The sequence below is a fragment of the Nonomuraea sp. NPDC052265 genome, assembly GCF_044547985.1.
In the GTDB taxonomy this organism is placed as follows: Bacteria; Actinomycetota; Actinomycetes; order Streptosporangiales; family Streptosporangiaceae; genus Nonomuraea.
Genome location: NZ_JBIUBJ010000003.1, coordinates 87,818 through 110,775, shown reverse-complemented (window position 1 = coordinate 110,775; position 22,958 = coordinate 87,818). Strand labels below are relative to the sequence as shown.

The following is a 22,958-nucleotide window of genomic DNA, read 5'->3' as shown; positions in this document are numbered from 1 at the left end:
ATGAGATTCGACGAAGTGGACGGGCTGCGCGTCGCCACGTTCGGCACCGGCCCCCGCAAGGTCATCGCGGTCCACGGCATCAGCGCCTCGCTCATGGCCTGGGGCGCGGTCGGGCGGCGGCTGCCCGAGGAGTGGTCACTGATCGCGATGGACCTGCGCGGCCGCGGGCACAGCGCCTCCCTGCCCGGCCCGTACGGGCTGCCCCGGCACGCCGAGGACGTCCTGCGCGTCGCCGAGCACGTCGGCGCGGGCCCGGACGCGGTGCTGGCCGGCCACTCGATGGGCGCGTACGTGGCCGTGCTGGCCGGGGCCGCGCGCGACTTCGCACGGGTCGTCCTGGTGGACGGCGGCCTCCCGCTCCCGCTGCCCGAGGGCGTGGACCCCGACGCCGCCCTGGAGGCCACGCTCGGGCCCGCGCTGGCCCGGCTGCGCCGCACGTTCGCCTCACCGCAGGAGTACGTGGACTTCTTCAAGGCCCACCCGGCCTTCGCCGCCCACTGGAGCCCGGACGTGGAGGCGTACGTGCGCTACGACCTCACCGGCCCCGAGGGCGCGATGCGCTCGCGGGCCGTCGGCGAGGCCGTGATGGCGGACGGGCGCTGGATGCGCCTCGAGAGCGCCGCGATCGGCACCGCCCTGGAGGCGATCAAGGCGCCGACGCACCTGCTCAGGGCGCCGCGCGGCCTGCTCGACCAGGACACCGGCATGCTGCCCGACGAGATCGCCCGGCCGTGGACGGCCCGCCTGCCCGGCCTGCGCGACGAGGTCGTGCCCGACTGCAACCACTACACGATCCTGTTCGACGAGGCGCCGGTGACGACCGTCCTGGCCCGGATCACCGGGTCCTGACCCGCTCCGGCGAGCCGTCCGGGCGTCGCCGCACACGAAGAACGGCCCCCCGAGCCGAGCTCGGAGGGCCGTCGTCGGCACAGGTCAGCGTGGAGCGATCCACGTGGCGCGGGCGGCGGCCACCAGCGTGCCGTCGTCCTCGTAGATGCCGCTCTCGCCGTACATCTTGCGGCCGTCGCGGCCGGTCGGACGGGCCACGACGGAGTAGCGGCCACCCGGCAGCACCGGGCCGTTGATCTGCACGACCAGGCGGCCGAGCAGGGCCGACTCACCGGGGCCGAAGTGCGCCCAGCCGGTGATGCAGTCGAGCACCGCGCCCACGATCGAGGCGGGCACGCCGTCCTCGCCGCTCACCGTGAACGGCACCCGCCACCCGGCGGCCACCAGGTCGGAGCCCTCCACCGGGCCGGGGAAGATGCGCAGGCCGTCGCCGGGCTCACGCAGACCGCAGGCGAAGCACTCGGCGAACGGGTGGGCCTTCAGGCCGACGAACCCGGCCTCGGCGCGGGCGGCGTCGGTGAACGGCACGAAGCCGGGCCCGGCCAGGATCTCGGCGACGGGGATGGCCTCGACCAGGACCTTGTCGCCGTCGGACAGCGAGACGCTGTTGGCGACGTGCTCCAGGCGCAGTTCGGTCTCCAGGGGCGTGGGCGCGTGCAGCGTGACCTCGACCGCTGATCGGCCGCCGTTCAGCGCCTCTGCCATGGTGCCCGCGATCCAGCCGCCGTTGGCGACTCCCACCGGGCCCCGGAAACGCTCGGGAACGGTCAACACGGTCTGCAGGGCAGCCGTCGTCATGCCACACCCTCCAATGTCGCCCTAGAAGGCGAGAAGTCCGGAAATATCGTAAAGAGTAGGCCGATTTTACTGGACTCCCGGATTACCACGATGTTGGGGGTCCCTCAGCGGCGGCCGACTCATGCCATAACGCCACAGGCGTGGCCGAAACTTCCCCGGCCGCCCCCGGCCGTCCCCGCCCAGGGTCGGCGCCGTCCATGGCACGGATGTGACTCGGGGGTGAGGAACAACGAAAATCGGCCCCAACCCGGAGTCGTATCCGTATCCGGGGTGAGGCCGATCAAGGCGTCGCCAGTACCTTATCCCGTGATTTCCCCGCCCCGGGCCCATTCCCGGTGAATCCCGTCGGACCGTTCCGGCCGCCGGGCCCGCTCGCCACGCGCCCGCGCGCCCTATGCTGGCGCGACAGGGGTCGAAAGCGAATCCGATCGGGCGGGGTGGGTCTGTGCAGCGGGCGACGTTACGGTTTCCGCCCGGGTCGCTGGTCGTGCTGACCGGGCTGCCCGGCGCCGGCAAGACCACGCTGCTGCGCCGCCTCTACGGCCTCCACGGCGCCGAGAGCGCGCCCGTCGTCGCCGACGCGGTCGTGGTGATCGACTCCGGGCAGTCCCGGCTCCACTGGGCCGGCCGCATCGCCTGGGCCCCCCGGCCGGTCCGCCGCGCCGTGGTGTTCGCCACCCACGTGAGCCGCATCAGCCGGGCGCTGGCCGAGGGGCGGGCGGTCCTCGCGCACAACCGGGGTTGTGCCACGTACGTGCTGAAGGGGTTCGCCTGGCTGGCCCGCAGGCGGCGTGCCGGCTTCCACCTGCTGCTGCTCGACGCGCCGCCCGAGGCGGCGGTCGCCGGGCAGCACGCCAGGGGCCGGGTGGTCGCGCCCCGCACGTTCGCCCGCCACCGCCGCAACTGGGACAGCCTGCTGGCCCGGGTGACCGGCGGCGACCCGGCGCCGGCCGTCAGCGCGCACGTCGTCACCCGCGCCGAGGCCGGCCTGCTGGAGCACATCGTCTTCGACAGCGCCGACCGCGCCCCCGCCGACTGAGACCCGTTTCACCGAGGAACGCGGACGCACGAGGGAGGACCCGCCATGAAGCAGTACCTGCTCACCCTGTTCGAGCCCGACGGCCCGCCGCCCGAGCCCGCGGTCCTGGAGCCGATCATGCGCGACATCGGCGCGGTCGAGGCGGAGATGCGCGCGGCCGGCGTGTGGGTCTTCTCCGGCGGCCTGGCACCGGCGGAGCAGGCGTCGGTGATCCGGATGCGCGCGGAGGAGACGTTCACCACCGACGGCCCCTACACCGAGGGCAAGGAGCACGTCGGCGGCTTCACCGTCATCCGGGCGCCCGACCTGGACGGCGCGCTGGAGTGGGGGCGCCGGCTCGCGCGCGCCGTGGGCGTGCTCCCGGTCGAGGTGCGCGAGTTCAAGGGCTGAACCGGGCGGGTCTCCCCCGCCCGGCCTCACAACACCGGCAGGTAGCGGCCCAGCTCGAACTCGGTGACCGTACGGCGGTATTCGCGCCACTCGGCCCGCTTGTTGCGCAGGAAGAAGTCGAAGACGTGCTCACCCAGCGTCTCGGCCACCAGCTCGCTGCGCTCCATGACGGCGATGGCCTCGTCGAGCGAGCCGGGCAGCGGCCGGATGCCCAGCGCCCGGCGCTCGGCGCTGGTCAGGGTCCAGACGTTGTCCTCTGCCGCCGGCGGCAGCTCGTAGCCCTCCTCGATGCCCTTGAGCCCGGCGGCCAGCACCAGTGCGAAGGCCAGGTACGGGTTGCACGCCGAGTCGAGCGACCGGAACTCGATGCGGGTCGAGCCGCCCTTGTGCGGCTTGTACATGGGGACCCGGACCAGCGCCGAGCGGTTGTTGTGCCCCCAGCACACGTAGGAGGGCGCCTCGCCGCCCTGCCCCGCGATGGCCTCGGCGCCGCCCCACAGCCGCTTGTAGGAGTTGACCCACTGGTTGGTGATGGCGGTGATCTCGGCGGCGTGCCGCAGCAGGCCGGCGATGAACGAACGGCCGATCTTCGACAGCCGGTAGTCGGTGCCGGCCTCGTGGAAGGCGTTGCGGTCGCCCTCGAACAGCGACATGTGGGTGTGCATGCCCGAGCCCGGGTGCTCGGTGAACGGCTTGGGCATGAACGAGGCCCAGATGCCCTGCTCCAGGGCCACCTCCTTCATGATCAGCCGGAACGTCATGATGTTGTCGGCCGTGGTGAGCGCGTCGGCGTAGCGCAGGTCGATCTCCTGCTGGCCGGGGGCGCCCTCGTGGTGGCTGAACTCGACGGAGATGCCCATCGACTCCAGCATCATGATCGCCTGGCGCCGGAAGTCGTGGCCGGAGCTGTGCGGCGTGTGGTCGAAGTAGCCGCCGGAGTCGATCGGCTCGGGCCGCTGGCCGGCCTCGGGACGGTTCTTCAGCAGGAAGAACTCGATCTCGGGGTGGGTGTAGAAGGTGAAGCCCATGTCGGCGCACTTGGCGAGCGTGCGCTTGAGCACCCAGCGCGGGTCGGCGTGCGAGGGCGTGCCGTCGGGCATGAGGATGTCGCAGAAGATGCGCGCCGCGCCCGGCGTCTCGCTGCGCCAGGGCAGGATCTGGAACGTCGAGGGGTCGGGCTTGGCCAGCATGTCGGACTCGTAGACGCGGGCGAAGCCCTCGATCGCCGAGCCGTCGAAGCCGATGCCCTCGGCGAAGGCGCCCTCCAGCTCGGCGGGCGCGATCGCGACGGACTTGAGGAAGCCGAGAACGTCGGTGAACCAGAGCCGGATGAACCGGATGTCGCGTTCCTCTAGCGTGCGGAGCACGAACTCCTGCTGGCGGTCCAAGGCATCCCCTCGTTGATGACAGTGCGGGTCTTCTATCAGCATGCCGTGCCCGTGTTTCGCACACGTTACGGGGGGTGCCGGTGCGAGCCTCACTGACAAAGGGGCCGCCCAGATCTACTGTGATCACGCAGTGAGTCTCGGGGGAGGCATTGGTGGCTATCGACCTGCTCAATCACAAGCTCGATCGGGCGTTCGACCACATCGACGCGAACGGCAACGGCGTCGTCGAGAGGGAGGACCTGCTGGGGCTGGGCGCGCGCCTGCTGGTGGGTTTCGGGGAGTCCCCCACCTCGGTCACCGGCAACCGGCTCGTCGACAGCTTCGACGGCATCTGGTCGACGCTGTCGCGGGCGCTCGACCGCGACGGCGACTCCGGCATCGCGCGCACCGACTTCCGCGACGGGATGACGGCCGCGTTCGTCACGGGCGACCGCTACAAGCCGGTGTTCCGGCCGGCGACGGTGGCGGTGGCCCAGCTCTGCGACGGCGACGGCGACGGCCTGATCCGGCCGGGCGAGTTCCGTACGATGCTGAGCGCGTTCGGCACCGCCTACGACGACGTGGACGAGGCGTTCGACCGGCTCGACCGGGAGGGCAGAGGCGCGCTCACCGTCGACGGGCTGATCCTCGCGGCCGAGGACTACTACCGCAGCTCAGACCCGAACGCCGCGGGCAACTGGCTCTTCGGTCCGCTGTGAACACCACCGTGAGCACCACCGTGTTCGCCACGGTGCGCACCGCGCTCCGCTCGGTCCTGCACTGGAAGCCGATGCTGCCGCTGCCGCGCAAGGGCGGCTCGCCCGCACTGGCGCTGCTGCCGCTGGTCGAGCGGGTGCCGGCGATGGCGGCGCCCTGCCGGATGCACCCCGCCGTGTACGCCATCGAGGCCGCGGTCATCGACTGGGCCAGGCGGACGGGCCTGCGCGCCGACGCCGGGGTGGGCTTCCACCGCATGGCCGGACGCGCCTTCGCCGAGTTCGACGCCGCCGCGGCCGCGCTGTTCGCCCAGTGGCTGACCTGGCTGTTCCATCTCGACGACGAGCTGGACGAGGGGTCGTGCCCGCTGGACATCTTCGGCGGCATGCTCAACGGCGCCGCCCGGCATCCGCTGGAGGCGGCCTTCGCCGACCTGTGGCGGGTGACCAGCGCGCGGATGAGCGACCACTGGCGGGCCCGTTTCGCGGTCAACCTGCGGCGCCAGGCGGACGCGTGCCGCACCGAGGCCGACAACCGGGCCGCCGGGCGCATGCCGACGCTGGAGGAGTACCCGGCGCTGCGCAGGGGGACGGTGGGCCCCTACCTGTACGACCTGGTGGAGCCGTGCCTGCGGGTCGAGGTGCCGGCCTGGGTGGTCGAGTGCGAGCCGTGGCGGGAGCTGGTGGACGCCTGCAGCGACGTCACGGCCTGGTGCAACGACGTGGCCTCGCGGCCCAAGGAGCGCGGCGACGTGCACAACCTGGTCGTGCTGGCGGTCCGGCAGCTCGGGCTGAGCGAGCGCGAGGCCGTCGCCTGGGTGCTCGACCGGATCGTCGGACGCTGCCAGGACATGAACCGGGCGGCCAGGCGGCTGCCGCTGGACGACCTCCCGCCCAAGGCGGCCAGGGACGTCAGCAAGGTCGCCTGCGCCTACCTGGCCGCGCCGCGCGCCCACCTGGACTGGCTGCTGGAGACGTCCCGGTACACCTGAGCCGGTCAGGGAGAGCCGGTCAGGGGGCGGCGCCGGCGAGCATGTCGCCCGCCGCCGTCCGGCGGTAGACGACCTGCTTGCCGAGGCGCAGGCCCACCGTCAGCCCGCCGTCGCTGAGCACCCCGAGGTGCTGGCTGACCGCGCCCGGGGTGAGCGACATCCGGGTGGCCAGCGCCGAGGTGGTGCTCGGCTCGGCCAGCGCGAGCAGGATCTGCGCCCGGCTGCGCCCGATGAGCGCGGCCAGCGCGCCGGGGGCGGGCGGCGGCCCCTGCTCCCACAGCGTGCCGACACCGAGCACCGGATAGACGAGCATCGACTGGTACGGAGCCGACATCACGGCCACCGACGGCCAGTAGAACGCGCTCGGCACCAGCAGCAGCCCGTCGCCGTGCAGGCCGCCCGCGTGGCACCAGGGCCGGTCGATGAGCAGTCGCTCCCCCGTCCACTCCACGGCGGGGCCGAGCCCGGCGAACAGCTCCCTGGCCCCGCCCTGGGCGAGCTGGCGCGAGCGGCGCAGCACGTCGCGTTCGAGCAGCCCGTAGACGCGCGGCCAGAACTCCTCGAAACACTCCCGCCAGTACGTCTCCAGCGCGTCGGCCACCCGGGCCACGCCCGCCGCCGGGTCGGCCATGAACCGGTCGAGCAGCGCCCGGTCGGTGCCGGCGATGGTCGCGGCCTCCGAGCGGGCGCGTTCGGGGGGCGTGCCGCGGACCATCGCCAGCTCGGCGGCGAAGTCGGGCAGCGGCGTCTCCGGCGGCGGGGTGATGAAGTCGGCCAGGTAGCCGGTCGGCGGCACCAGCGCGAACAACTCGTCGAGGTCGAGCCGGGCCAGCCGGGGGCGTACGGCCTTGATCCACGGCAGGTGGATCGACTGCCTGGAGGGGTCCTGGAGGGTGCGCAGGCTCGCGACCAGCTCCCACATGGGCGAGAACGCGAACCGGATGCGCGCGACGTCCTCCGGCTTCAGGACCCAGGTGACCGCCATGGTTTTAGTCTGCACTAAATCGATGGCGGCTCGGCCACCTGGACACGACCCTTTTATCCGTGTCCAGCACCACTGTTGAGAAGCCCTCTTTCCTTCGTTCCCAGATCGGCGGACTGCCGCGCCCCTTCTGGGCCCTGTGGAGCGGCACCCTGGTCAACCGTCTGGGCACCCTGGTCATGCCGTTCACCGGCGTCTACCTGACCCACTCCCGCGGCATGTCGGTGACCGCCGTGGGCCTGGTCATGGGCGTCTACGGCGCGGGCTCGCTGCTGTCGCAGATCCTCGCGGGCGTGCTCACCGACCGCGTCGGCCGCCGGGTCACGCTGTCGGGCGGCATGCTGGCCACCGCCGCCACCATGCTGGCGCTGGGCTACAGCACCTCGCTGCCGGCGATCGTCGCCTCCATGTTCGTGCTCGGGCTGGTGATCGACATCTACCGGCCGGCGTCCACCGCCCTGGTGGCCGACCTGGTGTCCCCGTCGGAGCGGGCCCGCGCGTACGGGCTGCTGTTCTGGGCGATCAACCTGGGCTACGCGGTCGGCATGACGGCGGGCGGCTGGCTGGCGAGCGTCGGGTTCCTCTGGCTGTTCTGGATCGACGCCGTCTCCTGCCTGGTCTTCGCCGCGCTGGTGTGGCGGGCGGTGCCCGAGACCAGGCCGCGGGCGCGCGAGTCGGCCGGCGGGTTCGGCGTCGTGCTGCGCGACCGGGCGATGGTCGCCTTCACGCTGGTCGTGCTCGGCAACGCGCTGGTCTACCTGCAGACCGTCACCATGCTGCCGGTCGCGATGACCTCGGTGGTGAAGCTGACGCCGGCGCAGTTCGGCCTGGCCATGGCGCTGAACGGGGTGCTGATCGTCGTCGTGCAGCCGCTGGTCTCCGGCTGGCTCGGCCGCAGGGACGCCTCCCGCACGTTCGCGCTCGGGCTGGCGGTCATGGGGGCCGGGTTCGCGATGACGGCCTTCGTCACCACCACGTTCTGGCTGGCCGTCACGATCGCGGTGTGGACCGCGGGCGAGATCATCACCGCGGGCATCTCCGGCACGATCGTGGCCGCGCTCGCGCCCGGCCACCTGCGGGGACGGTACTCGGGGCTGTTCGGGTTCGCCTGGTCGCTGGCCGCGGTGCTGGCGCCGCTGATGGGCGGGCCGCTGCTCGCGGCCGGGTCGCAGGCGCTGTGGTTCAGCGTGGGCGGCGTCGCGCTGGTCTCGGCGGCGGGCATGCTGGCCCTCGGACCGGCGATCAGGCGGCGCTGACCCCCGGCGCGAGGTCGCGGGTGGCGGCACACGGAATCCGCCGCCGTTGAGAGAATTTTGATCGGATGTTGGCTGCTTCCCGATAATTTCCTGCCGATCACGGAAGGAAATGGTGGGATGCGCCACGCAGGCTGGGCGCGCCGGGCGCTGACGAGGCTGGCCACGCCCCGCGTCGCGATCGGGATCGCCACGTTCGCCGTCGTGCTGGAGCTGGCCGACATCTGGGTGACCGCGCAGTTGCCGCCGTCGCCGTACACGCCGTTGCCGTTCGCGCCCGAGGACGTGGCGGGCACGGCCTTCCCCGTCTTCGGCGCGATCCTCGTGCACAGCAGGCCGCGGCTGGTCATCGGCTGGCTGCTGTGCCTGGGCGGGGCGAGCGCGGCGGCCGACATCCTGTCGGCCAACCTCTACCTGCTGCTCGACGGCCGGCCGGGGCCGCGATGGCCGATCGTCAACCTGACCTGGAACGTCTGCGAGCTCACCCTGGGCGTGCTGCTGCCCCTGCTGTACCCGGTGGGCAGGCTGCTGTCGCGGCGCTGGCGGCCGGTGGTCGCGCTGGCCCTTGCCGGGCAGGCGCTGGACTGGGCCGGGCTGCTGACCGGCCGGCCGGAGCTGCGCGAGGCCGGGCACGGCACGCTCTCGGCGAGCATGGTGCTGGCCTTCGCCTCGCTGGTCGTGCGCTTCCGGCGCGGCGACGCGGTCGAACGGCGGCAGCTCCTGTGGCTGCTGGTGGCGCTGCCGGGCCTGCTGGTGCCCTGGATGCTCGGCGAGGACGTCTGGTGGGTGGCCTCGCTGGCCATCCCGCTGATCCCGGCGGCCATCGCCGTGGCGGTGCTGCGCTACCGGTTGTTCGGCATCGACACGCTGATCAGCAGGGCGCTGGTGGGCACCGGCCTGGCCATCGTGATCACCCTCGTGTACGTGGCGGTCAGCGCGGCCCTCAGCGTGTTCCTGTCGGAGGTGGACCGGATCGCCGGGGTCCCCGCGGCCCTGTTCGCCGGGGCGTTCTTCCAGCCGATGCGCCGCGGCCTGCAACGCGGCGTGGACCGCCTGCTGTACGGCAGCACCGGCGTGCCCGGCACGCTGGCCCGGCGGCTGCGTCACCGGCTCCAGCACACCGACCCGGTGCACGGCCTGCTGGCCACGCTGGACGTGCTGCGCGAGGGCCTGTCGGTGACCGGCGTCGCGGTCGAGGCCGACGGCGCGGTCACCACGTCCGGCGTGGTGGACACGGCGGCAAGGACCGTCCCGCTGGTGTGGCACGGCGAGCCGGTCGGGCTGCTGCTGATCGGGCCGACGGACCGGCGCAGGTTCCCCGCGGCCCACGACGAGCGGGTGATCGCCACGATCACGCCGTACATCGCCGACGCCGCGCACGCCGTACGGCTGACGGCGGCGTTGCAGCGCTCGCGCGAGCGCATCCTGACCGCGCGGGAGGAGGAACGGCGGCGGCTGCGCCGCGACCTGCACGACGGGCTCGGCCAGTCGCTCACCGGCATGGCCATGTCGATCAACGCCGCCCGGCTGACCATGCACAGCGCCCCCGAGCAGGCCGACCGGCTGCTGGCCGGGCTGCGCGCCGGCATGGACGCCGTGACCGGCGACATCCGGCAGCTCGTCTACGGCCTGCGCCCGCCCGCCCTGGACGAGCTGGGCCTGGCCGGCGCGGTCGAGGAGCTGGCCGGGACGCCGATCGAGACATCGGGCGAGCTGACCGGCCTGCCCGCCGCGGTCGAGGTCGCCGCCTACCGCATCGTGCAGGAGGCGCTCACCAACGCGCGCAAGCACGCCGCCGCCTCCCGGATCACGGTGGCGCTGCGCCGCGACGACCGCCTGTGCGTCACGGTCGGCGACGACGGGATCGGCCTGCCGCCGGACGCGCGGCCCGGCGTCGGGCTCGGTTCGATGCGCGAACGGGCGGCCGAACTCGGGGGCACCTGCGCCGTACGGGCGGGACCGGGAGGCGGCACAGTTGTCCACGCCGAACTCCCCCTGTGACAATTCGCCATATCCCCGGACGTATTCTCCCTCTACGCTTACCCCTGACATGCTGACATTCACCGCACTGGGACCGTTCCACGCCTGGAGCGACGGCGTCCCCCTCGACCTCGGCGGCCAGCGGCAGCGGGCGGTGCTCGCCCGTCTGCTCGTGGCGGGCGGCCGCGCCGTGCCCGTGCACACCCTCATCGACGAGCTGTGGCCGGGCGATCCGCCCGCGCAGGCCCTGTCCACCATCCAGGGCTACGTCTCGCGGCTGCGGCGCGCGCTGGAACCCGGCCGCGCGCCGCGCGAGGAGGCCGAGGTGCTGGTCTCGGCCGCGCCCGGCTACGCGCTGCGGGCCGCGACCGAGCAGGTGGACTCGTGGCGGTTCGAGAGCCTGGTGAAGAAGGAGGGGCCGCCCCCGCAGGTGTGGGCCGCCATGGAGAGCGCGCTCGGGCTGTGGCGTGGACCGGCGCTGGCCGAGTTCGCCGAGCTGACCTGGGCGGCGACCGAGGCGGGCAGGCTGGAGGAGCTGCGGCTGATCGCCGTCGAGCGGCGCGCCGGCGCCGGGCTCACGCTGGGCCGGGCCACCTCGCTGGTGGCCGACCTGGAGGCGCACGCCTCGGCCCACCCGCTGCGCGAGGAGGCCTGGCGGCTGCTGGCCCTCGGCCTGTACCGGATGGGCCGCCAGGGCGACGCGCTGGCCGCGCTGCGCCGGGCCCGCGCGGTGTGGCGGGACGAGCTGGGGCTCGACCTGTCGGCCGGGCTGCGCCGGCTGGAGGCCGACATGCTGGCCCAGCGGCTGGAGGAGCCGCCGCCCCCGCCGTCCGCCGCTTCGGCTCCGGCCGCCGCCGGGGAGCGGGTGCTGCGCGTGCTGGTGGCCGACGACCAGGCGCTCGTACGGGCGGGGCTGCGCGCCATGCTCGACAGCGAGGACGGCGTGGCGCTGGCCGGCGAGGCGGCCAACGGCGAGGAGGCCATCGCGGGCGTGCGCGAGCACCGGCCGGACGTCGTGCTGCTCGACATCCAGATGCCGCACCTGGACGGCCTGGCCGCCGCCCGCCGGATCCTGGCCGGGGAACGCCCGCCCAAGGTCGTCATGATGACCACGTTCGGCAGCGACGAGAACCTGTACGCGGCGCTGCGCGCGGGCGTCAGCGGCTTCGTGCTGAAGACCTCGGCCCCCGAGCAGTTCCTGGCCGCGATCAGAGCCGCCGCCGCCGGGGACGCGCTCATCGACCCGGCGGTCACCACCCGGCTGATCTCGGCGTTCGCCGGACGTACCGACCCGGCCTCGCCGCCGGCGCTGGCCGGACTCTCCGACGCCCGGCTCGACGTGCTCAAACTCGTCGCGCGCGGGCTGACGAACCGGCAGATCGGCCAGACGCTCGCGCTGCCCGAGGAGGAGGTGTCGGTGCTGGTGAAGTCGCTGCTGGACCATCTCGGGCTGTTCGACCGGGCGCAGCTCGTCATGGCGGCCTACGAGTCCGGTCTGGTCACTCCAGGGGACATGGGGCACTTTTCGTCGCTTTGACGATAAAAATCGGGTAGTACTAGGCTAATGACGTGGCACAACTGCGCATAGCCCTGGCACAGACGAACCCGACCGTCGGCGACCTGGCCGCCAACGCCGAGCGGCTGGTCGCGTGGACCCGTGACGCCGCCGAGCGGGGCGCTCACCTGGTCGTCTTCACCGAGATGTTCCTCACCGGCTATCCCGTCGAGGACCTGGTGCTGCGCACGTCCTTCGTGGACGCCGGCATCAGGACCCTGGAGGAGGTGGCGCGCAGGCTCGACCGCGAGGGACTGGGCGACCTCCCTGTGGTCGTCGGCTACGTCGACCGCGCCGGCCTGGCGCCCCGGGTGGGCCAGCCCAAGGGCGCGCCGCTGGACGCGGCCGCGCTGCTGCACAAGGGCGAGGTCGTCGTCCGCACGGCCAAGCACCACCTGCCCAACTACGGCGTGTTCGACGAGTACCGCTACTTCGTGCGCGGCGACCGGCTGCCCATCGTCCGGCTGCACGGCGTGGACGTGGCGATCGCGGTCTGCGAGGACCTCTGGCAGGAGGGCGGGCCGGTGTCCGTCGTCGGCCAGGCCCGCGCCGGGCTGCTGGTCGTGCCGAACGCCTCTCCGTACGAGAAGGAGAAGGACGACGTACGGCTGGAGCTGTGCGCCCGCAGGGCGCGCGAGGCCGGCTGCGCGCTCGCCTACGTCAACCAGGTCGGCGGCCAGGACGAGCTGGTCTTCGACGGCGACTCGATCATCGTGGACGCCTCGGGCGAGCTGGTCGCGCGGGCCGGCCAGTTCCGCGAGGAGCTGCTGGTCGCGGACCTCGACCTGCCGGTCGCCGACGCCGAGCCCGGCACGTTCCCCTACGACGCGCTCGACGGCACCACGATCACCGTCGAGCGCCGGGTGCTGTCGCAGCAGCCCGTCGAGCCCTACCCGGCGGCGCCCGCCCGCGTCGCCGAGCGGCTCGACCTGCACGCCGAGGTGTACTCGGCCCTGGTGCTGGCGGTACGCGACTACGTGGCCAAGAACGGCTTCCGGTCGGTCATCCTGGGCCTGTCGGGCGGCATCGACTCGGCCCTCACGGCGGCCATCGCCTCCGACGCGATCGGCCCGTCCCGGGTGAACGTCGTGCTCATGCCCTCGCGCTACTCCTCCGACCACTCGCTGGCCGACGCCGAGGACCTGGTGGCCAGGCAGGGCATCAACTCCAGGATCGCGCCGATCGCCGAGATCGTCACCGCCTTCGAGAAGGAGGTCGAGCTGTCCGGCCTGGCCGCGGAGAACCTCCAGGCCAGGGTGCGCGGCATGATCCTCATGGGCCTGTCGAACGAGAACGGCCACCTGGTGCTCACCACCGGGAACAAGAGCGAGCTGGCGACCGGCTACTCCACCCTCTACGGCGACTCCGCCGGCGGCTTCGCCCCGATCAAGGACGTGCCCAAGACGATGGTGTGGGAGCTGGCCAAGTGGCGCAACGCGCACACCTGCGAGGGCTTCCTCATGTCCGTCGAGCAGCCGATCCCGGAGAACTCGATCACCAAGGAGCCCAGCGCCGAGCTCCGCCCCGACCAGCGCGACACCGACTCGCTGCCGCCGTACGAGGTGCTGGACCGGCTGCTGGACGACTACGTGGAGAAGGACATGGGCTCGCAGGAGCTCATCGCGGCCGGGCACGACCCCGCGCTGGTCACGCGGGTGATCAGGCTGGTGGACCTGGCGGAGTACAAGCGCCGCCAGTACCCGCCGGGCCCCAAGATCACGCCGAAGAACTTCGGCCGCGACCGCCGCCTGCCCATCACCAACCGCTGGCGCGAGACGACGACCTGACCCGCCCACCCGCCCGCCCCCGACCACACGGCCGTCCACGGGCTCGGCCATCTGGAGGCGGCGATGGCCACGCTGGCGGCGCTCACGCCATTCCCTCCGCCCGGTCACCACCCGCGACGAGCCGCCGGGGCCGCGCGAGCTCGACGTCATCGTCAACGGCCGCGCGGCGGCCACCGTGCCCTTCGGGGCGTCTCAGGGCCTGGCGCGGTCTCCGGCCAGGCCCTGCAGGACCGTGTCGACCACCCGCTCGGCCAGGTCGGCCGGGAGGTCGCCGGCCGGCCCCCACTTGGACTGCCACATCATCGTGCCGGAGAACAGGGCCATCGCCAGCTCGACGTCGAGGCCGGGCCTGAGCTCGCCGGTGGCGACGCCGCGCTCGATCACCGAGCGCAGCGCCTGCCTGCGCGGCTCGACGGCCCGCTTCACGAAGCGTTCCATCAGCCGCGGATAACGATCGGCCTCGCTCATCGCGATGTTCATCACGCAACGGGTGCGGGCCTGGCCCGCCTCGCTGCGCATCGCGTCGAGCAGGGAGATCAGGTCGTCGCGCACGGAGGTGCCGGACAGCGGCGGGAGCGGCGCCTTCAGCGTGGAGAGCGCGTCGACGACCAGGTCCTCCTTGTTGGACCAGCGCCGGTAGATGGTGGTCTTCCCGACGCCCGCCCTCGACGCGATGGCCTCGATCGACAGCTCCGACACCCCCATGCCCTCACCGATCAGGTCGAGGGTCGCGTCGATGATCGCCTTCTCGGCCTTCTCGCTGCGCGGACGGCCCGCCGGGCGGGCAGTCCCTGAATCCTGGATCGTCATCGCGGCCTCACACTACCGCTGGTTCCTTCTGTTCCGCCTGCTGGACCGGGCGCGCCTTGCCCGGCATCCACTTCGCCACCACCGCGACGCCCACCAGGCCGATCACGGCCGACACCGTCGCCGTGACGTGCATGCCGTCGACGAAGGCGGTGAAGGCGGGCTTCACGAGCGCCTGGCCGCGCTCGCCGAGCTGCCCGGCGAAGGCCATCGTCGCCATGATGGACTCACCGGCGGCGTGCGGGGCGCCGGCTGGCAGCGCCGAGGCGATCTCGCCGCGGTAGCTGCTGGACAGGACCGAGCCGAGCACGGCCACGCCGAGCGCGCCGGCGACCTGGCGGACGGTGTTGCTCATGGCCGAGCCGACACCGGCCTTCTCCCTGGGCAGCGCCTCCATGATGGCGGTGGTCGCGGGCGGCATGATGTTCGCCATCGCCGCGCCCTGGACGAAGAAGATGATCTCGATCAGCACCACGGGCGTGTCCACGTCCATCAGGGCGTAGCTGCCCAGCGCGGCGGTCACCACGAGCATGCTGACCGTGGCCGACAGCTTGGCGCCGAAGCGCTGGTGCACCCGCTGGCTGAGCGGGGCGAAGATGAGCTGCGCGGCGGCGAACGGGATCATCAGGGCCCCCGCCTGGATCGGGCTGAAGCCCAGCACGATCTGCAGGTAGAAGGTCAGGAAGAACATCCCGCCCATCATCGCGAAGAAGACGATGCCCATCATGCCGATGGCCGAGCTGAACCGTACGTTGCTGAAGTTGCGCACGTCGAACACCGGGTTGTCGATGCGCCGCTCCCACCACACGAACACGCCCAGCACGAGCACGCCGACCACCGTCGGGACGATCACTTCCGCGCTCGCCAGGGTGCCCAGGTCGCCGCCGCGGATGATGCCGTAGACGAGCGCCACCAGACCGATGATCGACAGCACCACGCCCACCGGGTCGAGCCTGGACGGCTTCGGGTCACGCGACTCGGGCACGACGACGCCGATGAGCACCATGCTGATCACCACGATCGGCACGTTGACCAGGAAGACCGAGCCCCACCAGAAGTGCTCGATCAGCAGGCCGCCGGTGATCGGGCCGATCGCCACCGCGAGCCCCACGCCACCGGCCCAGATGCCGATGGCCTTGCCACGCTCGCCGGGCGGGAACACGTTCGAGATGATCGCCAGCGTGGCCGGCATGATCGCCGCGCCGCCGATGCCCATCGCCGCCCGCGCGAAGATCAGCTGCATCGGGTCCTGGGAGTACGCGCTGGCCAGCGAGGCCAGGCCGAACAGCGCCATGCCGATGAACAACATGCGCTTGCGACCGGTACGGTCGCCGATCACGCCGAAGGTGAACAACAGTCCGGCGAACACCAGCGTGTAGGAGTTGATCGCCCACTCCAGCTGGCCCTGCGTCGCGCCCAATCCGGCTTGGGGGTCGGCGATGGTCTTCATCGCCACGTTGAGGATCGTGTTGTCCAGCACGACCGCCAGGAGGCTGAAAACCAGCACTCCCAGGATCCCCCACCTGCGTGGATGCCCCGCGTTCGGGTCCATGGAATCATCCTTAATTTCGATACGTCCGAGTTTCGCAACGACACCGTATCGCAAGTCATTCCGATACGCAACGGTCCCGTTTCGTAACTTCCGCCTGACGGACGGAGTGCGCGGAGGGAAACAGCGGGGAAACCCCGGTTCATCCCGCCCACAGGCCGTGGCGGACATCGCTGACAGACCCACCGGCCCCACGACCGGCGGGCTCGAACCGACCCCGGGTCAGCTCTTGGTCACCGCCGGAGGCAGGGCGGGCTCCTCGACCGGGGCCGGCATGACCGCGACCGGCGGACGCCGCCGCCACAGCGGGAGCGCGACCACCACCATGACCACCCCGACCAGCCCCGCCACCACGAACGCCCACGTCGGCCCGCTGCCGTCGATGATCGCCCCGGCGATGGGCGAGGACGCGGCCCCGCCGATGAGCAGGGCGGTGCCGTGCAGGCCCATCGCCTCGCCTCTGGCCGCGGCGGGCACCCAGCGGCTGAGCACGTCGACCGTGGAGGACAGGGCCGGGGCGCACAGCAGGCCGGCCGGCAGCATCGCCAGGATCAGCCACCGCCAGTCGCCCCCGGCCAGGCCCACGGGGATGGTCAGCAGGCCCATGCCCGCGATGAGCACCAGCGGCGAGAAGCCGCGCGACAGCCCGCCGTAGACGAAGCCGCCGACCAGCGAGTAGAGGCACCAGATCGCCACGGCGAGGCCGACCCACTCCGTCTCGCCCGCGGTGTTGATGGTGGCCACCAGCCCCAGCTCGGTCGCCGTGAGGATGAACGTGGCCGCCGCCGTCGTGCCGAGCAGCGCGACGAACCCCGGCGTGAGCCAATTGCGCCGCGGCACCTTCACCACCGGCTGCTCCAGCTCGACCGCCGACCGGGTGGGCGGGTTGAAGGCGATCAGGCCGAGGCCCGCCGCCGTGATGCCGACGCCGATGACGACCAGCGTCGTCGTGCTGCCCAGCGTGGTGATGCCGGCCGCGGCGAGCGCGGGACCGGTCATGTACGACAGCTCGACCAGCATCGAGTCGAGCGTGAACCCGGTACGCCGCTGCTCCGGCGGCACCAGCGCGGCCAGCGACTGCCGGGTCAGGCTGAAGACCGGCAGGTTGAGCAGGCCCGCGACCGCCGCCGCGACGGCCAGCGCGGGCATGGGCAGCGCCCACGCGCACGACCAGAACACCGCCTGGGCCAGGGTGGTGACCACGAGCACGGGACGCACCCCGTGGCGGTCGACGAACCGGCCCGACAGCGGCGAGCCGATCGCCATGCCGACCGTGCTGGCCATGGTCACCACACCCGCCTCGACGTAGCCCAGGTGCAGCCCGAAGACCACGTGCAGGGTGAGCGCCATCCCCATGGCGGTGGCCGGGACGCGCGCGAGCATCCCCACCAGCAGCAGGGTGCGGACGCCTGGGAGCCGGAAGAGCCGGCGGTATTGGTCGAGAGCCATGGTGTGTCGTTTACCTCCGCGTCGATTGTGTCAAGAGGCACCGACAGTTTCGCCACCGGATTTCCCCGCGTGACATCATCGAAGGAGTCCGGGGACGTCACTGGGACGCCTCGAGACGTTTTCTGGAGGTTGTCCATGTCTTCGACCACGCTGTACGGCGGCGTATCCGGGCGCAGGGTCACCGTCCGCGACCTCGCGGCGGCCAAGGAGCGCGGGGAGCGGTGGCCCATGATCACCGCCTACGACGCGATGACGGCCAGGGTGTTCGACCAGGCGGGCGTGCCCGTCCTGCTGGTCGGCGACTCCGCGGCCATGGTCGTCTACGGCTTCGACTCCACCCTGCCGGTCACCCTCGATCATCTCGTCCCGCTCACCGCGGCCGTGGTGCGGGGGTCGTCGCGGGCGCTCGTGGTGGCCGACCTGCCGTTCGGGTCGTACCAGGGGTCGCCGCAGCAGGCGCTGGAGTCGGCGGCCAGGTTCATGAAGGAGGCGGGGGCGCACGCGGTCAAGCTGGAGGGCGGGCGGCGGGTGCTGCCGCAGGTCGAGGCGCTGGTCTCGGCGGGCGTGCCGGTCATGGCCCACCTCGGGCTCACGCCGCAGTCGGTCAACGCGCTCGGCGGCTACCGGGTGCAGGGGCGCGGCCAGTCGGGCGACGAGCTCATGGCCGACGCCAAGGACCTGGAGCGGGCCGGGGCGTTCGCGGTGGTGCTGGAGTGCGTGCCGGCCGATCTGGCGCATCGGGTGACCACGTCGTTGTCGGTCCCCACGGTCGGCATCGGGGCCGGGCCCTCGACGGACGCGCAGGTGCTGGTGTGGCAGGACCTGATGGGGCTGACGCCGACCCCGGCCAAGTTCGTCAAACGCTACTCCGACCTGGCCTCGGAGATGGACCGCGCGGTGCGGGCCTTCGCCGACGAGGTCACCTCGGGCGCCTTCCCGGCGCCCGAGCACACCTACAGCTGACCTCCGGCGCCTACCCGCGCGCCGAACAAGCCCGGAACAAGCCCCGGGCGCCTACCCGCGCCCGGGGCACCTAGGACGGGCTCACCCCGCCGCGCCGGACAGCGTGGCGGGGTCGGTGTTGGAGCCGCAGACCACGACGGCCACCCGCTCCCCCTCCGACGGCCGGTAGGCGCCCGACAGCAGCGCCGCGTACGCCGCCGCGCCCGCCGGCTCGGCCACCAGCCGGTGCCGCTCCCACAGGGCCCGGCGGGCCGCGACGATCGCGTCGTCGTCCACCAGGACGCTCTCCACCCCGCCCCCCGACAGCACCTCGAACGCCAGCCCGCCGAGCTGCGTGGCGCCGAGCGCGTCGGCCGCCACACCGCCCACCCGCACCGGCACCGGACGGCCCGCGCGCAGCGCCTCGTGCAGCGTCGGGATGGCGTACGGCTCCACCGCCACGATCCGCGGCGCGTCGCCCCCGGCGCGGGCCCCCAGGGTGATCCCGGCCGCCAGCCCGCCGCCGCCCACGGCCACCACCACCGTGTCCACGCCTCCGGTCTGCTCCATGATCTCCAGCCCGGTCGTGCCCTGCCCGGCCAGCACCTCGGGCTGGTCGTAGGCGTGCACGGCCAGCGCGCCCGTCTCGGCGGCGCGCTTGGCGGCGGCCTCCGCGGCCTCGGAGTAGATGGCCCCGGTCTGGGTGGTGTGCGCGCCGAGCGCCTTGAGCCCGGCCACCTTCACCGGGCTCGTCACCTCCGGCACGAAGATCTCGGCCCGCACGCCGAGCGCCCTGGCGGCGTGGGCGACGGCCAGCCCGTGGTTGCCGCCGCTGGCCGCGATGATCCCGGCGGGGGGCAGCGCGCCGGCCGACAGGATGCGGTTGAACGCCCCCCGCACCTTGAAGGAGCCGGAGTGCTGCAGCAGCTCCAGCTTCAGGAACAGGCCCGGCGAGATCTCCAGGACGGGCGTGCGCAGCACGTGTCCCTGGATCCGGCCGGCCGCGTCGAGGACGTCCTGATGAGTGACGGCGGTCACGGTTCTCCCTTGGGTCGTACGCCCGCGGTCGGCGAGCATGACCCGACGCTATCCGAGCGCCTGGACGACGTCCGCCCAGAGGTCCTCGGGATGCTCGATGCCCACGGCGAGGCGCACCATTCCCTCGCCCACGCCGTGCCTGGCCAGCTCCTCGGGGCCGAGCGAGCGGTGGGAGGTGGTGGCGGGGTGCATGACGCGGGTCTCGACGCCGCCGAGCGAGGGCGCGAGCTGCGCCAGCCGTACGGACTTCATGAACGCCTCCCCCGCCGCCCGCCCGCCGGTCAGGTCGAAGGAGAACACGCCGCCGAAGGCGGGCAGCAGCTTGCCGGCCAGCTCGTACGACGGATGCGTGGGCAGCCCCGGCCAGTGGACGGCCGCCACGGCGGGGTGCTCGGCGAGCCGGCGGGCCAGGAGGTCGGCGTTGGCGCAGTGGCGTTCCATGCGCAGCGGCAGCGTCTGGAGGCCGCGCAGCGTCAGCCACGCCGTGAACGGCTCGGCCGCGGCCCCCAGCTCGGTGGCGAAGTGCCAGACCTTCCCGTGCAGCCCCGGGTCGGCGAAGACCGCGATGCCGCCGATCACGTCGCTGTGCCCGGACAGGTATTTGGTGGTGGAGTGCACGACGACGTCGGCGCCGTGCTCCAGGGGGCGGCAGAGCACGGGCGTGGCGAAGGTGTTGTCCACCACCGACAGGATGCCCAGCTCGCGGGCCGTGGCGCACATCACGGGCAGGTCGGCGACCAGCGCCATCGGGTTGCTGATGGTCTCCAGGTAGAGCAGCCGCGTCTCGGGCCGCACGGCGGCGCGCAGCGCGTCGGGGTCGTTCTCGGGCACGTGGGTGACGGTCATGCCGAACCTGGCGACCAGGTCGTTGATCATCGTGGCGGTGCCGCCGTACAGGGAGCGCTGGGCGATCAGGTGGTCGCCGGGCTTGAGCAGGGCGAGCAGGACGGTGTTGATCGCGCCCATGCCGGAGGCGGCGGCCAGCGCCGCGGCGCCGCCCTCCAGCCCGGACACCGCCAGCTCCAGCGCGCGGACGGTGGGGTTGGTGTAGCGGCCGTAGACGAAGGCACCGTCGGGGCGGCCCATCGCCGCGCCCATCACCTCGGGGTCGTCGAAGGCGAATCCGGCGCTCTGGTAGATGGGCATGCCGAGCGGCCGGCTGCCCTCGACCGCGGGCTGAGGCAGGTGTACGGCACGCGTCTCGGGGCGAAAATCACTCATGTCGTCAAATATCCCCCGCATTGGTGTCCAACAGCAGAGCCAATACGCAAGAATTGGTCCGTGAAGAGAGCCAATCCCGACGACCTCGTCCACCTGCTGGGCCGGTGGGCCTCCGGACGCGGGCCGCTCTACCTGCTGCTCGCCGCCCGGCTGCGGGCGCTCATCGACGACGGCGTGCTCCCGCCCGGCGAGTCGCTGCCGCCCGACCGGGTGCTGGCCGGCCGGCTCGCGGTCGGCCGCGGCACGGTGGTCGCCGCCTACGAGCTGCTCCAGCAGGAGGGCCGGGTGACGCGCCGCCAGGGCAGCGGCACCCGCGTCGCGCCGGGCGACCCGCCGGCCGCCAGGACCGCCGACGGCGTGGCGGCCAACCCGCTGTTGCTGCACCTCCTGCACGCGCCCGACGACGTCCGGCTGCTGACCTGCGCGGCGCCGGACGACCCGCCCCAGGCGCTGTTCGAGGCGTACCAGGAGGCGGGGGCGCGGGTGGCGGGCCTGCGCGACCTGGGCTACCAGCCGGCCGGCGACCCGTCGCTCCGGGAGGCGCTGGCGGCCTGCTACAGCGCGCGCGGCCTGCGTACCACGGCGGATCAGATCATGGTGACGACGGGCGCGCAGCAGGCGCTCACGCTGCTGGCCGGGCTGCTGGTCGCGCCGGGCGACACCGTGCTGACCGAGTCGCCGACGTACCCGGGGGCGCTGGAGGCGTTCCGGCACGCGGCGGCCGTCGTCAAGCCCGTCGGCCTGGGGGACGACCAGGCGCGGCGGGCGGTGCGCGAGCGGCCCGCGCTGGTCTACTGCGTGCCCACCGCGCGCAACCCCGACGGCGCGATCATGGACGACGCGGCCCGCAGGCGGCTGGCCGCCCTGGCCGCCGAGCACGACGTGCCGCTGATCGACGACGAGGTCTGCGCCGAGCTGTGCTTCTCCGGCGGGACGCCCGCGCCGGTGGCCGCGTTCGGCGGGGGCGAGCGGGTCGTCACCGTCGGCTCGCTGAGCAAGCTGGTGTGGGGCGGGCTGCGGGTGGGCTGGATCCGCGCGGCGGCGCCGCTGGTCTCGCGGCTGGCCAGGCTGCGGGCCGTGCACGATCTCGGCGGCGAGGTCTTCAGCCAGCTCGCCGCCGTCGCGCTGCTGCGCCGCCTCGACGAGGTGCGCGAGGCCCGCGTACGCGCCCTGCGCCGGCGGCACGACCACCTGTGCGCCGAGCTGCGCGCGCGCCTGCCGTCCTGGACGTTCGAGCCCGCCCGCGGCGGCCAGACCGTCTGGGTGCGCCTTCCGCGCGGCGACGCCGGCTCCTTCGCCCAGGTCGCCCTCCGGCACGGCGTCGCGGTGCCGCCGGGCGGCTCCTTCGACCCGCTGGGCGGCCACGCCGACCGGTTGCGCCTGCACTTCCTGTTCCCCGAGGAGGAGCTGACGCGGGCGGTGTCCGACCTCGCGGCGGCCTGGGCGGCCTACGACGGCACCGGCAAACCCGTGTCCCGGCACGCCCTCGTCGTCTGACAGGGTGGAGGCCATGGAAACGACCTTCGTGCTGGTGCACAGCCCTTCCGTCGGGCCCTCGACGTGGGCTCCGGTGGCCGAGTCGCTGGGGCGGCGCGGCCGGGCGGCCGTCGTCCCCGACCTGACCGGCGTGTCCGCCGGCGGGGCGCCTTACTGGCCGCGCGTGGTCGCGGCCGTGCGCGCGGCCGTGCGCGCGGCCGTGCGCGCGGCCGTTCACTCCGACGGGCCGCTCGTGCTGGTGGCGCACAGCAACGCCGGGTTCTTCGTGCCGGTGATCAAGGAGGGGCTGGGTGACCGGGTGGTGGCCTGCGTGTTCGCCGACGCGCACGTGCCGCCGTCCCAGGGGCTGGTCAGGACCGCCGAGGAGGGGTTCCTGCCGTTCCTGCGCGGCCTGGCGGGCCCCGACGGCATGCTGCCGCGCTGGACCGACTGGTGGGACGAGGAGGACATCGTGGCCATGCTGCCCGACCCGGCCCAGCGCGTGCTGGTGACGGGCGAGCAGCCGCGGCTGCCCCTCGACTACTACACGCAGCCCATCCCTGTGCCCGCGGGCTGGGACGCGGTCAGGTGCTCGTGCCTGTGGTTCGGGCCGCCGTACGAGGAGGTGGCCCGGGACGCGGCCGGGCGCGGCTGGCCGGTGACCCGGCTGCCCGGCCTCCACCTGCACCAGGTGCTCGACCCCGAGGGCGTCACGGACGCGCTGCTGAAGCTCTCCAGGAAGTCGTGAATTCTTCACTGTCGGCCCCC

Annotated in this window: 20 protein-coding genes; 12 read left to right on the top strand and 8 right to left on the bottom strand. The window is 73.1% G+C overall.

The annotated features are described in order from the left end of the window. Nucleotides 1-849 carry an alpha/beta fold hydrolase gene (locus ACIHAD_RS09950; RefSeq protein WP_397353996.1) on the top strand — a complete coding sequence of 283 codons (849 nt, stop codon included), beginning with the start codon at nt 1-3 and terminating at the stop codon, nt 847-849. An 84-nt stretch (nt 850-933) separates the two neighbouring features. On the opposite strand, the gene ACIHAD_RS09945 is transcribed toward ACIHAD_RS09950, so the two are convergent. Continuing rightward, nucleotides 934-1,647: a PaaI family thioesterase gene (locus ACIHAD_RS09945; RefSeq protein ID WP_397353995.1), complete on the bottom strand. Its 714-nt coding sequence runs from the start codon at nt 1,645-1,647 to the stop codon at nt 934-936. A 445-nt stretch (nt 1,648-2,092) separates the two neighbouring features. Between ACIHAD_RS09945 and ACIHAD_RS09940 the strand changes: the two genes are divergently transcribed. Both ACIHAD_RS09940 and ACIHAD_RS09935 read left to right on the top strand, forming a co-directional pair. After that, nucleotides 2,093-2,686, top strand: a complete 594-nt coding sequence (locus tag ACIHAD_RS09940; RefSeq protein WP_397353994.1) for an AAA family ATPase — start codon at nt 2,093-2,095, stop codon at nt 2,684-2,686. A 45-nt stretch (nt 2,687-2,731) separates the two neighbouring features. Next, entirely contained in the window at nt 2,732-3,076 is a 345-nt protein-coding gene (locus tag ACIHAD_RS09935) for a YciI family protein (protein ID WP_397353993.1), read from the top strand. A 26-nt stretch (nt 3,077-3,102) separates the two neighbouring features. On the opposite strand, the gene glnA is transcribed toward ACIHAD_RS09935, so the two are convergent. Continuing rightward, nucleotides 3,103-4,464, bottom strand: a complete 1,362-nt coding sequence (gene glnA, locus ACIHAD_RS09930; RefSeq protein ID WP_397353992.1) for a type I glutamate--ammonia ligase — start codon at nt 4,462-4,464, stop codon at nt 3,103-3,105. A gap of 152 nt (nt 4,465-4,616) precedes the next feature. On the opposite strand from glnA, the gene ACIHAD_RS09925 reads away from it, so the two are divergent. Then, complete coding sequence (locus tag ACIHAD_RS09925) at nt 4,617-5,162, top strand: EF-hand domain-containing protein (protein WP_397353991.1); 546 nt, start codon at nt 4,617-4,619, stop codon at nt 5,160-5,162. Nucleotides 5,163-5,170: 8 nt separating this feature from the next. Then, nucleotides 5,171-6,151, top strand: a complete 981-nt coding sequence (locus ACIHAD_RS09920) for a terpene synthase family protein (protein ID WP_397353990.1) — start codon at nt 5,171-5,173, stop codon at nt 6,149-6,151. A gap of 19 nt (nt 6,152-6,170) precedes the next feature. Here the strand turns inward: ACIHAD_RS09920 and ACIHAD_RS09915 are convergent, their stop codons facing one another. Further along, entirely contained in the window at nt 6,171-7,136 is a 966-nt protein-coding gene (locus tag ACIHAD_RS09915; protein ID WP_397353989.1) for a DUF5937 family protein, read from the bottom strand. A gap of 59 nt (nt 7,137-7,195) precedes the next feature. Between ACIHAD_RS09915 and ACIHAD_RS09910 the strand changes: the two genes are divergently transcribed. From ACIHAD_RS09910 to ACIHAD_RS09895, 4 genes are all read left to right on the top strand, one after another. Continuing rightward, complete coding sequence (locus tag ACIHAD_RS09910; protein ID WP_397353988.1) at nt 7,196-8,389, top strand: MDR family MFS transporter; 1,194 nt, start codon at nt 7,196-7,198, stop codon at nt 8,387-8,389. Between the two features lie 117 nt (nt 8,390-8,506). Further along, nucleotides 8,507-10,387 (top strand): sensor histidine kinase, encoded by a 1,881-nt coding sequence (locus ACIHAD_RS09905; RefSeq protein ID WP_397353987.1) that lies wholly within the window; start codon nt 8,507-8,509, stop codon nt 10,385-10,387. Between the two features lie 49 nt (nt 10,388-10,436). Continuing rightward, entirely contained in the window at nt 10,437-11,903 is a 1,467-nt protein-coding gene (locus ACIHAD_RS09900; protein WP_397353986.1) for a BTAD domain-containing putative transcriptional regulator, read from the top strand. Nucleotides 11,904-11,935: 32 nt separating this feature from the next. Beyond that, nucleotides 11,936-13,708, top strand: coding sequence for an NAD+ synthase (locus ACIHAD_RS09895; protein ID WP_397353985.1), 1,773 nt, complete (start codon nt 11,936-11,938; stop codon nt 13,706-13,708). A gap of 192 nt (nt 13,709-13,900) precedes the next feature. Here the strand turns inward: ACIHAD_RS09895 and ACIHAD_RS09890 are convergent, their stop codons facing one another. From ACIHAD_RS09890 to ACIHAD_RS09880, 3 genes are all read right to left on the bottom strand, one after another. Beyond that, nucleotides 13,901-14,518, bottom strand: a complete 618-nt coding sequence (locus tag ACIHAD_RS09890; RefSeq protein WP_397353984.1) for a TetR/AcrR family transcriptional regulator — start codon at nt 14,516-14,518, stop codon at nt 13,901-13,903. Nucleotides 14,519-14,525: 7 nt separating this feature from the next. Next, a complete protein-coding gene (locus ACIHAD_RS09885; RefSeq protein ID WP_397353983.1) occupies nt 14,526-16,067 on the bottom strand; it encodes an MFS transporter in 1,542 nt (513 codons plus the stop codon). A 219-nt stretch (nt 16,068-16,286) separates the two neighbouring features. Then, complete coding sequence (locus tag ACIHAD_RS09880) at nt 16,287-17,513, bottom strand: MFS transporter (RefSeq protein WP_397353982.1); 1,227 nt, start codon at nt 17,511-17,513, stop codon at nt 16,287-16,289. A gap of 135 nt (nt 17,514-17,648) precedes the next feature. Between ACIHAD_RS09880 and panB the strand changes: the two genes are divergently transcribed. Continuing rightward, the gene (gene panB / locus ACIHAD_RS09875; protein ID WP_397353981.1) at nt 17,649-18,476 is read left to right on the top strand and encodes a 3-methyl-2-oxobutanoate hydroxymethyltransferase; all 828 of its coding nucleotides are present in this window, start codon (nt 17,649-17,651) and stop codon (nt 18,474-18,476) included. Between the two features lie 81 nt (nt 18,477-18,557). Here panB and ACIHAD_RS09870 read toward each other — a convergent pair whose 3' ends face one another. Both ACIHAD_RS09870 and ACIHAD_RS09865 read right to left on the bottom strand, forming a co-directional pair. Further along, nucleotides 18,558-19,493, bottom strand: a complete 936-nt coding sequence (locus tag ACIHAD_RS09870; protein WP_397353980.1) for a serine/threonine dehydratase — start codon at nt 19,491-19,493, stop codon at nt 18,558-18,560. Between the two features lie 48 nt (nt 19,494-19,541). Then, the gene (locus ACIHAD_RS09865; protein WP_397353979.1) at nt 19,542-20,714 is read right to left on the bottom strand and encodes a trans-sulfuration enzyme family protein; all 1,173 of its coding nucleotides are present in this window, start codon (nt 20,712-20,714) and stop codon (nt 19,542-19,544) included. A 60-nt stretch (nt 20,715-20,774) separates the two neighbouring features. On the opposite strand from ACIHAD_RS09865, the gene ACIHAD_RS09860 reads away from it, so the two are divergent. Together ACIHAD_RS09860 and ACIHAD_RS09855 are read left to right on the top strand one after the other, a co-directional pair. Next, nucleotides 20,775-22,211, top strand: coding sequence for a PLP-dependent aminotransferase family protein (locus ACIHAD_RS09860; RefSeq protein WP_397353978.1), 1,437 nt, complete (start codon nt 20,775-20,777; stop codon nt 22,209-22,211). A gap of 13 nt (nt 22,212-22,224) precedes the next feature. Then, entirely contained in the window at nt 22,225-22,938 is a 714-nt protein-coding gene (locus tag ACIHAD_RS09855; protein ID WP_397353977.1) for an alpha/beta hydrolase, read from the top strand. The last annotated feature ends 20 nt before the right edge of the window (nt 22,939-22,958 follow it).

Coding starts and splice junctions, on each gene's coding strand:
- ACIHAD_RS09855 (WP_397353977.1), top strand. CDS start 22,225: ATGGAAACGACCTTCGTGCTGGTGCACAGCCCTTCCGTCGGGCCCTCG.
- ACIHAD_RS09915 (WP_397353989.1), bottom strand. CDS start 7,136: ATGGCGGTCACCTGGGTCCTGAAGCCGGAGGACGTCGCGCGCATCCGG.
- ACIHAD_RS09905 (WP_397353987.1), top strand. CDS start 8,507: ATGCGCCACGCAGGCTGGGCGCGCCGGGCGCTGACGAGGCTGGCCACG.
- ACIHAD_RS09935 (WP_397353993.1), top strand. CDS start 2,732: ATGAAGCAGTACCTGCTCACCCTGTTCGAGCCCGACGGCCCGCCGCCC.
- panB (WP_397353981.1), top strand. CDS start 17,649: ATGTCTTCGACCACGCTGTACGGCGGCGTATCCGGGCGCAGGGTCACC.
- ACIHAD_RS09885 (WP_397353983.1), bottom strand. CDS start 16,067: ATGGACCCGAACGCGGGGCATCCACGCAGGTGGGGGATCCTGGGAGTG.
- ACIHAD_RS09880 (WP_397353982.1), bottom strand. CDS start 17,513: ATGGCTCTCGACCAATACCGCCGGCTCTTCCGGCTCCCAGGCGTCCGC.
- ACIHAD_RS09865 (WP_397353979.1), bottom strand. CDS start 20,714: ATGAGTGATTTTCGCCCCGAGACGCGTGCCGTACACCTGCCTCAGCCC.
- ACIHAD_RS09900 (WP_397353986.1), top strand. CDS start 10,437: ATGCTGACATTCACCGCACTGGGACCGTTCCACGCCTGGAGCGACGGC.
- ACIHAD_RS09950 (WP_397353996.1), top strand. CDS start 1: ATGAGATTCGACGAAGTGGACGGGCTGCGCGTCGCCACGTTCGGCACC.
- ACIHAD_RS09945 (WP_397353995.1), bottom strand. CDS start 1,647: ATGACGACGGCTGCCCTGCAGACCGTGTTGACCGTTCCCGAGCGTTTC.
- ACIHAD_RS09890 (WP_397353984.1), bottom strand. CDS start 14,518: ATGACGATCCAGGATTCAGGGACTGCCCGCCCGGCGGGCCGTCCGCGC.